Raw genomic sequence first — 12,238 nt, 5'->3', positions numbered from 1 at the left:
GCGGCCGCGCGCTGCCCCCGGCGCCGCCCGCCGCGCCGGAGCGGACCCGGCGCCCGGAGATCCGCGTCGCCGACACCGAGCCGCTCGACGCGCCCGCCGCGGCGATCCCCGACGGCCCGGTCAACCGGCCCGGCGTCACCGCCGCCGTCGTCGCCTCCCCGGCCGTCGCGCTCGCGCTGCGGTACGAATGGCGGCAGCTGGACGGCTTCCGCCCCGGCACCGGCGACTGGCGCGACGTCTTCGCGGCCGAACGCCCCGACCTGCTGCTCGTCGAGTCGGCCGCGACCGGGCCGCCGGCCGAGGAGATGGCCGCGTGGTGCCGCGAGCACCGCGTGCCCACCGTCTACTGGGACACCGGCGACGGCCCGCCCGACCGCGCCGCCCTGTTCGACCACGTCTTCGCCGTCGACCGGGCCACCGCCGCGCGGCATCCGAACGGCGCGCGCCTGCTGCCCTTCGCGGCGCAGCCGCGGCTGCACAACCCCGTCCGCGTCCCCGGCCAGGGGCGCTACCCGCTGCTGTACGAGGGCGACTACGACGAGGACGACGAACCGCTCCTGGCCCCCGCCCCCAGGCTCGGCGCGCACTTCCGCGGGAACGGCTTCCCCCACAAGTACCGGCAGCGCATCGTCGAGCCCCTGCCGTACGAGAAGTCGCTGACGGCCCGCAAGCACTACCAGGTCCTGCTGGCCGCGGACGGGCGGCAGCCCTACGAGGCGGCCGCCGCGGGCATCCCGGTCGTACTGCGGCGGGAGGCGCCCGGGTTCGGCCCCGCGGTCGCGGACGCCGACGAGGGGCGGACCGTGCTGCGCGCGCTGCTCGCCGCTCCCGAACTGCGCGACCGGCAGGCCCATCTGGCGCTGCGCGAGGTCCTCGCCGCGCACACCTACCGGCACCGTGTCGGCGCCCTCCTGGAAGCGGTCGGCCTGCGCGACCCCGCCCCCCTGGTGCCGCCGCCCGTCTCGCTGGTGCTGTCGACGAACCGCCCCGGCCGGATCGACCACGCCATCGCGCAGGCCGCGCGGCAGACCTGGCGTCCCCTGCAGCTGGTCATCGTGCTGCACGGCCTCGACGAGGAGCCCGCCGCCGTCGAGAAGCGGGCCCGCGAGGCCGGGCTCGACGACGTCGCGGTGCTGGCCGCCGACCGGTCGCTGCCGCTCGGCGCCTGCCTGAACCTCGGCCTGGACGCGGCCGGCGGCGCCTACATCGGCAAGATCGACGACGACGAGCTGTACGGCCCGCACTACGTCGCCGACCTGGTCGCCGCGTTCTCCTACGCCGACGCGGGCGTGGTCGGCAAGCTCGCCCACTACGCCTACCTGGAGTCCGCGGGCGCCACGGTGCTGCGCTGGCCCGACCGCGAGCACCGCCACGTCGACCACCTGCGCGGCGGCGCCCTGCTGGCCGAGGCCGACCTGCTGCGGACCTACCGGTTCGCCGACCTGCCGCGCGGCGAGGACACCGACCTGTTCCGGCGGCTGCGCGGCGACGGCGTCCGGCTGTACGCGGCCGACCGGTACTCGTTCGTCACCATCCGGCACGCCGACCCGGCCAGGCACACCTGGCGGCCCGACGACCGGCGCCTGCTGGCCAACGGCCGCGTCGCCTTCTACGGTTTCGCCGAAGAGCACGTCCTGTTCTAGCCCCGGACGCCGGCAACGCGACGGCGCCGCCGCGAACAGGTGCCGGGTGCCCGTCGGAACGTCGCCGGCTGCCGCATCCGTCCCGGACCGGGGGCGGCGGCGCGTCGCGGTTCGCCCGCCGCTCCGGACGGCGCTTCCCGTCCGGAGCGGCGGGCCGGAGCCGCGGGGGTCAGCGCAGCTCGCGCTTGAGGATCTTGCCGGTGGCGGTCATGGGCAGCTCGTCGCGGAACTCCACGATGCGCGGGTACTTGTAGGAGGCGAACTGCTCCTTGCCCCAGGCGACCAGCTCCTCCTCGGTGATCGTGGCGTCCGGGGTGCGGATCACGTACGCCTTGATCTCCTCGCCGTGGCTGTCGTGCGGCACGCCCACCACCGCGGCCAGCGAGACCTGCGGGTGGGTCATCAGGACCTCCTCGATCTCCCGCGGGTACACGTTGAAGCCACCGCGGATGATCATGTCCTTGGAGCGGTCGACGATGAAGTAGAAGCCGTCCTCGTCGCGGCGGGCGATGTCGCCGGTGCGGAACCAGCCGTCCCGGATCGCCTCCGCGGTCGCCTCGGGCCGGCCGTAGTAGCCCTTCATGACGTTGTGGCCGCGCACGGCGATCTCGCCCGGCCCCTCGCCCTCGACCGTCTTCCAGTCGTCGTCGATCAGCTTCATCTCCACGCCCCAGATGGGGGTGCCGATCGAACCGGGCTTCAGGCCGACGTCGGCCTGGTTGAACGAGGCCACCGGCGAGGTCTCCGACAGCCCGTAGCCCTCGAGGACCTTGACGCCGAACTTGGCCTCGAAGCCCTTGAGCACCTCCAGCGGCAGCGACGCCCCGCCCGACACGCAGGTGTGCAGGTGCCGCGCCACGTCCTCGGGCGGCACCGTGCCCTGGTCGGACAGCAGCGCCCAGTACATCGTCGGGACGCCCGCGAAGATGGTGACCTTCTCCTTGGCCATCAGCCGCAGCGCCTCGGCGGGCTCGAACCGGGGCTGCAGCACCAGCGTGGCACGGCGCCGGATGCCCACGTTCATCACGCACGACTGCCCGAAGGCGTGGAACATCGGCAGCGTCACCAGCGACACGTCGTGGTCGGTGCGGTTGAACATGGTGTCCGACACGAACGCGTTCATCAGCATGTTCAGGTGCGACAGCTCGGCGCCCTTGGGCTGCCCGGTGGTGCCGCTGGTGTAGAGGATCACCGCGGTGTCCTCGGCGGACGTCGGCGCGGGCTCGCAGGTGCCCGGCTGCGCCCCGACCGCCGGCCAGAACAGCTCGGCGTCCTCGTACGGCGACTCGGCGGCCCCCGGGTCGGTGGTCATGAGGAACAGGTGCTCGCACCCGGCGGCCTGCTGGAACCCGGCGTGGTTCATCTCGCCGAGCGGCAGTTCGGGCGTGCCCTCGAACGCGAACAGCGCCTTGGCGTCGGAGTCGTCGAGGTGGTAGGCGATCTCCCGCGGCTTGAGCAGCACGTTCAGCGGGACGACCGCCGCACCGGCCTTGAGGATGCCGAAGTACACCATCGGGAAGTACGGCACGTTCGGACACGACAGCGCGACCTTGTCGCCCGGGCCGATGCCGCGTGCGCGCAGCAGGTTCGCCACCTGGTTGGCGATGGTGTCGATCGTCGCGTACGACAGCCGCATGTCGCCGAACACGACGGCGTCGCGGTCGGGCGACTTGCGGGCGGCGTCCTCCAGCAGGACCGAGAGGTTCAGCATGGCACTCCTCAGTGCGGGGCGTCACCGAGCGGTTGTTACCGGCGAGTCCAAGAACCGGTAGCGCCCATCCTGCTGGATGGCGCCCCGTCCGCGCACCCCTCTGACGAGCCCTTTTTCTGCGTTCCGGCAAATGTGACCGGGCGGTTATCTGACGGGCCGGCCGGGGCGCGGCGGCGGGCGGCCCGCCGGAGAGGGGACGGCGGGCCGCCGCAGTGGGTGGAGGCCGGTCGGATCAGCCGAAGTCGACGTCGGCGCACTGGTAGAAGGCGTTGCCCGTGTCGGCGATGTCCCAGACGGCCAGGATGAGGTGGCGGCCGGACCTGGCGGGCAGGGTGCCGGTGTGCGACACGGTCGACGGGGGCCGCGCGCCGCCGTAGTTCTGCTGCAGGAACGGCGTCGGATCCAGGGCGGACCGGGTGAGCGGCTGCGCCGGGTTCCAGCCTTGGCGGGTGATGAAGTAGCGGAACGAGGTGGTGGCGTGCGCGGCGGTGAGGGTCCAGGCGAAGGTGAACGACTGGCCGGAGGCGACCCGGGTGGCGGGCCACCGGCCGCCGCGCGGGTCGTCCAGCGGCGCCCAGCGGCTGTCGCCGCCGGCGCAGATCGTGCCGTCCGCGGGCCCCATCTGGGGGAAGCCCTTGGGGCCCTCGACGCTCTGCGGCTCCCACTGGATGGGGCCGCAGTTCTGGACGGTGCCCTGCTTGCAGTGCAGGGCGCGGCTGACGGGGGAGGTGGTGTAGCCGTGCGCGAACGCGGGGGCGGCGCCGACCAAGGGCAGGCCGACGGCGACGGCCGCGGCGACGGCGAGGGCGCTCTTGCGGGGCATGCGCATTCCTCCTGGCGGGGTGGGAGAGCGGCACGGTATTAATAGGAAACCTTCCTATTGATTTGGAAGGGTAACGGCCGCCGCCGCCCCGTCAAGACCCAAATCGCCCGCCCCGCCGCGCCCGGGTCCGCCGTCCGCGCGCGGCCGCCGGGGCGAAGAGAGGCTCCGGTTCGCGGTCGGGGACGTGCTCGCCGCCGGTGCCGCCGGCATCGCGGTGGCCGCGGTCATCCGGGTGCGTGCATCGGTGCTGGACAGGACGCTCGGCCGGTTCGCCGCCGCCGCGGCGCTGCGCGCCCGGGCGGGGGCGCGGGGACACTGGCGGCCAGTGTCCGCCTGCGCCCCCGCCCGGCCTTGCCTCTGCGCTAGTCTTGGTATATGCGGACAGGAAGGCTGCTTCTCAGCCGGCCGCGCTGACAGGCGAACCAGTCGGCGCGGCGACCCCTCCATTGCGAGGGGTCGTTTCGTGTCTGTCCTCCGGCGAGGGCGCCGGGGCCGGCGAGCGTCTCCCGGAACCGGCGGCGCACCGGCCCAGGCCCCGCGGCGAGAGCCGTTCGGTACCAACAGGACCAGTGGAGTAGCGACCGTGAGCAGCGACGACACCTCCCCAGCCACACAGGAGGGTTCAGGGGGGCCCGCCTCCCTGAACGACGGGTACGACCCCCGGGCCGTTCAGCAGAAGTGGCAGGCCCGCTGGGCGGAGCTCAGCCCGTTCAAGGCGGTCGAGGAGGACGACGGCCGCGAGCGCCGCTACGCGCTGGACATGTTCCCATACCCCTCGGGTGACCTCCACATGGGGCACGCCGAGGCGTACGCCATCGGCGACGTGGCCGCCCGCTACTGGACGCAGCGCGGCTACAACGTCCTGCACCCCATGGGCTGGGACTCCTTCGGTCTGCCCGCCGAGAACGCCGCGATCAAGCACAACGCGGACCCGGTGAAGTGGACCTACGACAACATCGCCACCCAGGAGGCGTCGTTCCGCCGGTACGCCCCGTCCTTCGACTGGTCGCGGCGGCTGCACACCTCCGACCCCGAGTACTACCGGTGGACGCAGTGGCTGTTCCTGCGCTTCTACGAGCGCGGGCTGGCCTACCGGCGCGGCGGCCGGGTCAACTGGTGCCCCAAGGACCAGACCGTGCTGGCCAACGAGCAGGTCATCGGCGGCCACTGCGAGCGCTGCGGCACGCTGGTCGAGCGGCGCGTGCTGACCCAGTGGTACTTCAAGATCACCGATTACGCGGACCGGCTGCTGGACGACATGGCCGCCCTGGAGGGCAAGTGGCCCGACCGGGTGCTGCTGATGCAGCGCAACTGGATCGGCCGCTCCACCGGCGCCGACGTCGACTTCGTCATCGAGGGCCGCGAAGAGCCGGTCACCGTCTACACCACCCGCCCCGACACCCTGTACGGGGCCACCTTCATGGTGGTGGCCGCCGACGCCGACCTGGCCGAGGAGATCTGCGCCCCCGAGCAGCGCGCCGCGTTCGAGGCCTACCGCGAGCAGGTCTCCCACGAGAGCGAGATCGAGCGGCTGTCCACCGAGCGCGAGAAGACCGGCGTTTTCCTGGGCCGGTACGCGATCAACCCGGTCAACGGCGAGCGCATCCCGATCTGGGCGTCCGACTACGTGCTGGCCGAGTACGGGCACGGCGCGATCATGGCCGTCCCCGCGCACGACCAGCGCGACCTGGACTTCGCGCTGAAGTTCGGGCTGCCGGTGCGCGTGGTGGTGGAGACCGGGCAGCCCGACCCGGCCGAGAGCGGCGTGGCCGCCGCGGGCGACGGCCGCATCGTCAACTCCGGCCCCATCGACGGGCTGAACAAGGCCGACGCGATCAAGCGGATCATCGAGATCCTGGAGGAGAAGGGCCTGGGCAAGGCCGCGGTCAACTTCCGGCTGCGCGACTGGCTGGTGTCCCGGCAGCGGTTCTGGGGCTGCCCGATCCCGATCGTGCACTGCCCGTCCTGCGGCGAGGTCCCGGTGCCGGACGACCAGCTGCCGGTGCGGCTGCCCGACGACCTGCGCGGCGCCGACCTGCGGCCCAAGGGCACCTCGCCGCTGGCCGCCGCCGAGAACTGGGTCAACGTGGACTGCCCCAGGTGCGGCGGCGCGGCCAAGCGCGACAGCGACACCATGGACACCTTCGTCGACTCGTCCTGGTACTACTTCCGGTACTGCTCGCCGGACTACGAGGACGGGCCGTTCGACGTCGAGAAGGTCCGCAAGTGGATGCCGGTCGACCAGTACACCGGCGGCGTCGAGCACGCCATCCTGCACCTGCTGTACAGCCGGTTCTTCACCAAGGTGCTGTACGACCTGGGCATGGTCGACTTCACCGAGCCGTTCACCCGGCTGGTCAACCAGGGCCAGGTGATCCTCAACGGCAAGGCGATGTCCAAGTCGCTGGGCAACATGGTCGACCTGGGCGAGCAGATCGAGCAGTGGGGCGTCGACGTGGTGCGCCTGGCGATGCTGTTCTCCGGGCCGCCCGAGGACGACATCGACTGGGCCGACGTGTCCCAGCCCGGCATGGTCAAGTTCCTGGCGCGCGTGCACCGCATCGCCACCGAGGTGGCCTCCGCCCCCGGTACCGACCCTGCGGGCGGCTCGGTGGACCTGCGGCGCGTCACCCACCGCACCATCGACGAGGCCACCACGCTGATCGAGCAGCACCGCTACAACGTGGCGATCGCCCGGCTGATGACGCTGGTCAGCGCCACCCGCCGCGCCATCGACGAGGGCCCCGGCCCCGCCGACCCGGCCGTGCGGGAGGCCGCCGAGACGATCGCGGTGCTGCTGTCGCTGTTCGCCCCCTACACCGCCGAGGAGGCGTGGGAGCGGCTGGGCCGCGAGCCGTCGGTGGCGACCGCGGGCTGGCCGCAGGCCGACCCGTCCCTGCTGGTGCGCGAGTCGGTGACCTGCGTGGTGCAGGTCGCGGGCAAGGTCCGCGACCGCCTGGAGGTGCCGCCCGACATCGCCGAGGACGAGCTGGAGCGGCTGGCGCTGGCCTCCGCCAAGGTCAACGAGGCGCTGGCCGGCGCGCGGGTCCAGCGCGTCATCGTCCGCCCGCCCAAGATCGTGAACATCGTCCCGGCCAAGTGAGCACCCTGCACATCCTGCGGCTGCGCTACCGCGGAGCCGAGGAGGAGGCCGCTCCGCACGTGCCCGCCCACGCGGCGTACCTGGACCGCCACCACCGGGCGGGCACGTTCCTGGCCTCGGGGCAGACGGTGCCGTCCGAGCAGGGCGGCGCGATCATCGCGCGCGGGACCGACCGCGCCGAGATCGAAAAGATCGCCGAGAATGACCCGTTCGTCTGCGCGGGCGTGGCCGAATACGACATCATTACAGTCGATGTGGGCCGGATCCATCCGGCTCTGGCGGGACTGGTCGGCGTCGGCCCGTCCCGCGTCCGCGCCCCGGGAGAACCGCCCGGCTGACGCGGCGCATCGGCCGCGCAGCCCGCGGTCCAGGCACCGGCGGGCCCGAATCCGAGCCTGACGGCCGCGAGCGGAGATCCACCGCCGCGGCCGTATCTCGGCGTGGCCTGGCGGGCGCGCCTGGGCGCGGGCGCCGAGCGGCGGTCGTGGACGAGCTGGAACTGGAATGGGTGGAGACGAGTGCGTCCGCACGCGGTTGTCGAGGTGACGCCCCCCGCGTCGAATGCGGGGCGCACGCGAACGCCCGCCACCGCCCTGGGGGCCGGTGACGGGCGCGCGGGAGTGACCTGGCCGCGCCGGGCCGGGACGTCACATCTTGCGCAGCACGGCGACGACGCGGCCCAGGATCGACGCCTCGTCGCCGGGGATCGGCTCGTAGGCCGGGTTCTGGGGGACCAGCCAGATGTGGCCGTCGCGGCGCTTGAAGGTCTTGACGGTGGCCTCGCCGTCGATCATCGCGGCGACGATGTCGCCCTGCTCGGCCACCGGCTGCTGGCGCACCACCACCCAGTCGCCGTCGGCGATCGCCGCGTCGATCATCGAGTCGCCGGTGACCTTCAGCAGGAAGTGGGTGCCCTCGCCGACCAGCTGCTTGGGCAGGGTGAACACGTCCTCCACGGCCTCCTCGGCCAGGATCGGACCGCCGGCGGCGATCCGTCCCACCAGCGGCACGTAGGCGGGGGCGGGGCGCGGCGCGGTGTCCTGCCCGGCACCGGGCGCGTCGGGGGTGTCGGTGTCGGTGCGCACCGGCGTGGCGCCCGGGACCCGCACCTCGACGGCGCGCGGCCGGTTGGGGTCGCGGCGCAGGTATCCCTTGCGCTGCAGCGCGCGCAGCTGGTGCGACACGCTGGAGGTGCTGGTCAGGCCGACGGCCTCGCCGATCTCGCGCATCGACGGCGGGTAGCCGCGGCGCTGCACCGAGTCGCGGATCACCTCCAGCACCATGCGCTGCCGCTGGGTCAGACCCGCCTCGTCCATGGGGCCGTCGGGCAGCTCCCGGACCTTGGTCATTGTTCGTCGCCTCCCGACGCTCGCTCTGTCACTCCTCGCCGAACGTTATCGCGTCCGGCTGCAATGATCAAACAATTGTTCGAAGAATGTACTCGCGTTTCTCGGGGGGCTGCGGTACAACATCGTACAGACGTTCGATCGAATATTCATTCGAAGATCGGCTGTCGGTCACGAAGGGGACCGAGATGGCGGGTTCGCTCCACCCACACTGCATAACGGCCGAAGCTCCGGCCCTCACCACGCATGTCCGCCCCGCGCCGCCCCTGGGGGCTCCGGCGGAGGGCGCGTGGGACGAGTTGCGGCTGACCAGACGCGGCCGCATCGTGATGATCGGCCTGCTGGCGGTGCCGCTCCTGGTCGTGCTGTGGCTGACCGCGACGGCCCGCGCCGGCGCCGGCGGCCCCGACGCCTCCGACCCGAGCGTCCGCCCGGGCAAGACGGTCGTCGTCGGCCACGGCGACTCACTGTGGACGATCGCCCGGCGCGAGCGCCCCCGCGACGACACCCAGCTGCTGGTCCGCCGCATCATGGACCTCAACAACCTGTCCACCACGATCGTCCGCCCGGGCCAGCGCCTGCGCCTCCCCGCCCACGACTGACCCCCGGCTTCACGCCGTCGCGCTTCCGCAGCGGCCTCCAAGCCCACGCTCGCCGAGCCGGAGGCGGCACCTGCCCTGCCGACGCGGCGATGACCGAAGGCTCGGCCCCCGGCGCCCCGGGGACCGAGCCGCCGACCGGGAGCGGGACACCCTGACGGCGGAAAGTCCGAGTCCGGCGGGGATCCGCCAGCCCGCCCGGCGGCTAGAGCACCGGCACATAACAGGTACGCGAACAACGCCCATCCGGGCGTTTCGGCTCCGTCACGCACCGCAGAGCCCAAGACCGGCCGCTTGCCAAGGCACCAGAACATGCGCCGACGAGTGCACCTGCAAGACAGCTTCAGCGCTGCTTCGGTGACCGGGGCAGTCGAAGGGCCGGACGGCGGGATGCGGGCGATGGCGGTCGCCGGGTGAAGGCGCGAGAGTCCTGGTTGCTGAGATGTGGGCCTGGGGAGACGCCTTCAGGGGGCGGACTGGCTCGGCCGAGCCTTGAGCGGCGATGCGCGTACCTGCGGGTGTCCGGGTGATGTCCGCCGGTTGCCTCCGTCTCGCCTATAGCCGCATTGCCGCTTTGGTGGCTGGGGGAATCGACGGGCTGGGATGGCGTGGTTCGGGCGATTCCGACCGTGACGGGGGAGGTCTGGGCGCGGGATGCAGGGCCCGGGGAGACGCCTTCGGGGCCGGCGGGCTGGCTTGGTCGAGGCTTGGGTGGCGGTGCGCGTACCTGCGGGTGTTCGGGTGATATCTGCCGGGTTGTTTCGGCCTGTTCCATAGCGGCAGCGCCGCTTTGGTGACCGGGGCGGTCGAAGGGCCCGGGGTGGCGTGGTGCGGGTGGTTTCGACCATGAGGGTTGCCGGGGCGGGGCAGGAGGTCTGGTAGCGGGGGTGCGGGGCCTGGGGAGACGCCTTCAGGGTGGCGGGCTGGCTTGGCTGAGGTTGGGGGACCGGTACGGGTATCAAGGCGTGTTTCGAAGTGAGGTGAGCGTCGCCGTGGCATCGCCGCCACGATTCCGACCCACGGGAGCCCAGGCCCGGCAGCGGCGGTCGTCTACCCCCTTCGACCCGGCCGGCTGCAGGGCCCGCCATGCCATGGAGTGCGGCGTCGACCACTTCGAGCGCCACCGGGCCGCGGCCACCCGCTACGACAAGATCTCCGACCGCTACCGAGCCCCCGGTGGTGCGCGCTTGGTGCGGCGAGTGGCGCTGCCGCGTCGACACTAGAGCCGGTTGGTGACGTTGCGGCGTCGGTGGGGCCGGTTGTGTCGGAGACGGGCGGGCGACTGTCGTCCCGGCCCGCTACCGGCGGTGTCACGGAGCCGCACAGGCGGGGACGACCCGGGTGCCAAGATCCGCCGGACAGGCGTGTCTCGACGTCGGTGGAGCCATTCATTGATGGCAGCGGTCTCGAGAGGACGGACCACCGCAGTGCTACGGATCCACCATGATCCACCGGACACAACCTAGGGGGTGTTCGGGTGGTGTCTGCCGGGGTGTTTCGGTCTGGTCCCATAGCCGCAGTGCCGTGTCGGTGGCTGAGGCGGCCGAGAGTTGGGGCGGAGTGACGCGGGCGGTGCCGGTCATGACCGCCGCCGGGTGGGGCCCTTACGGGGGCATCCGAGCCTGGCGGGGGACCTGCCCGGGCGGGGGCCCGGTCCGTTTCGGGTGACGCGGTGTGGGCGGTTCCCGACCACGATGGTGGGCACTTTCGCGGCGGACGAGTGCGAGCCCGGCGAAAAGTGTTTAGGGTGGCGGCTGGCTCAGGCGAGGCTTGGCTGGCGAATGCGCACCAAGGGATGCGCGGGCGACGTCTGCCACCTCGTTTCGGTCTCGTGCGCGGGGCGCAGAGCCGCTTCGGTGGCCGGGTCGGCTCCCGCAGGCACTGGCAGGTGCGACCCGTGCCGGATCGAGACCGAGGCGTGGCAGGGGATGTGCTCGCGTTGCTTCGGCCTGGCTTCCGGCTGCACGATGCTGGGTCGGCCAGTCCCTGCGCTCGTCCACCGCGCAGGCGGCCGTCGGTCGCCTGCGCCGATTCGTTGGCGTGCGGTCGCTCATGCCGCACCCTCCAGCACGCCGGCCGGCTGTAGTGATGTCGCGTTCTCCGGGCACCTACGGGTGGCGTACAGGGTGCGCGGTGACCTCCCGGTGGGGGAGGCCGGAGGGAGGCGCGAGAAGCCTTGTGGCGAAGGGGTTTTGCGTGCTTTGCGGTGGTTTTCGGGGCGCGGTGGAGGCGACACGCCGGGGCTGCGTCAGTGGGCCTGGTGTGACGAGGGTCTACCGCCGGGGGAGGTGATCCAGGTTGCGTTGCACCTTCGGGCGCCCTACGGTTGACCACAACATCTAGTAGTCACACGGGTGTCATTAACCACAAGTTGTGTCTTGTGGGGGACGATTTCTCGTGTGGCTTGATCTGTCAGGGGAGGAGGGAACGCGTGCACTGCCCGTTCTGCCGCAACCCTGACACCAAGGTGATCGACAGCCGCTCCACCGACGACGGATCGGCCATCCGCCGCCGCCGGTCGTGCCCGGAATGCGGCAAGCGGTTCACCACACAGGAGAACGTGCTGCTCATGGTGGCCAAGCGCAGCGGCGTCACCGAGCCGTTCTCCCGGGAGAAGATCATCGCCGGCGTCCGCCGCGCCTGCCAGGGCCGTCCCGTCGATGAGGACGCGCTGGCCAAGCTGGGGCAGCGGGTGGAGGAGGCGATCCGCGCCACGGGGGCGGCCGAAATCCCCTCGCACGAGATCGGACTGGCCATTCTCGGCCCGCTCGGAGAGCTCGACGAGGTCGCCTACCTGCGGTTCGCCTCGGTGTACCGGGGTTTCGAGACGCTGGACGACTTCGCCAGAGAGATCGAGTCACTGCGTACCAAGGCCGGTTCCTCGGGGGAGCCCGGCCGGCCCCTGTGAGGGGCGGGCTTCACGACTGTTGAGAACGTCCGCGGCCGGGAGCAAACGGCCGACGGGCGAGGTTATTCCTGGACAGGGCCCGGCGGGAGGGCCCGAGAGGGGGAA

General features: G+C 72.2%; 8 protein-coding genes. 5 read left to right on the top strand and 3 right to left on the bottom strand.

The window, feature by feature from the left end; all coding sequences use genetic code 11:
• Positions 1–1,643, top strand: a 1,643-nt coding sequence (locus ABD879_RS16155; RefSeq protein ID WP_345022232.1) for a glycosyltransferase, incomplete at its 5' end; no start/stop codon positions are given.
• 169 nt (positions 1,644–1,812) lie between these two features.
• Here the strand turns inward: ABD879_RS16155 and ABD879_RS16150 are convergent.
• Positions 1,813–3,354 carry a long-chain-fatty-acid--CoA ligase gene (locus tag ABD879_RS16150; RefSeq protein WP_345022231.1) on the bottom strand — a complete coding sequence of 514 codons (1,542 nt, stop codon included), beginning with the start codon at positions 3,352–3,354 and terminating at the stop codon, positions 1,813–1,815.
• 232 nt (positions 3,355–3,586) lie between these two features.
• The gene (locus tag ABD879_RS16145; RefSeq protein WP_345022230.1) at positions 3,587–4,177 is read right to left on the bottom strand and encodes a lytic polysaccharide monooxygenase auxiliary activity family 9 protein; all 591 of its coding nucleotides are present in this window, start codon (positions 4,175–4,177) and stop codon (positions 3,587–3,589) included.
• A 640-nt stretch (positions 4,178–4,817) separates the two neighbouring features.
• Here ABD879_RS16145 and leuS point away from each other — a divergent pair.
• Positions 4,818–7,280: a leucine--tRNA ligase gene (gene leuS, locus ABD879_RS16140; protein WP_345022236.1), complete on the top strand. Its 2,463-nt coding sequence runs from the start codon at positions 4,818–4,820 to the stop codon at positions 7,278–7,280.
• On the top strand, positions 7,277–7,618 hold the full coding sequence (locus tag ABD879_RS16135) for a YciI family protein (RefSeq protein ID WP_345022229.1): 342 nt from the start codon (positions 7,277–7,279) through the stop codon (positions 7,616–7,618). Before leuS ends, ABD879_RS16135 begins: the two co-directional genes overlap by 4 nt.
• 309 nt (positions 7,619–7,927) lie before the next feature.
• Here the strand turns inward: ABD879_RS16135 and lexA are convergent, their stop codons facing one another.
• Positions 7,928–8,629: a transcriptional repressor LexA gene (lexA, locus tag ABD879_RS16130; RefSeq protein WP_345022228.1), complete on the bottom strand. Its 702-nt coding sequence runs from the start codon at positions 8,627–8,629 to the stop codon at positions 7,928–7,930.
• Between the two features lie 185 nt (positions 8,630–8,814).
• Here lexA and ABD879_RS16125 point away from each other — a divergent pair, with 185 nt between their 5' ends.
• Positions 8,815–9,228: a LysM peptidoglycan-binding domain-containing protein gene (locus ABD879_RS16125; RefSeq protein WP_345022227.1), complete on the top strand. Its 414-nt coding sequence runs from the start codon at positions 8,815–8,817 to the stop codon at positions 9,226–9,228.
• A 2,428-nt stretch (positions 9,229–11,656) separates the two neighbouring features.
• Positions 11,657–12,133: a transcriptional regulator NrdR gene (gene nrdR, locus ABD879_RS16120; RefSeq protein ID WP_285496237.1), complete on the top strand. Its 477-nt coding sequence runs from the start codon at positions 11,657–11,659 to the stop codon at positions 12,131–12,133.
• Positions 12,134–12,238 lie beyond the last annotated feature (105 nt).

Source organism: Actinomadura keratinilytica (assembly GCF_039539665.1).
In the GTDB taxonomy this organism is placed as follows: Bacteria; Actinomycetota; Actinomycetes; order Streptosporangiales; family Streptosporangiaceae; genus Spirillospora; species Spirillospora keratinilytica.
This window is presented reverse-complemented; position numbering and strand designations above follow the sequence as displayed.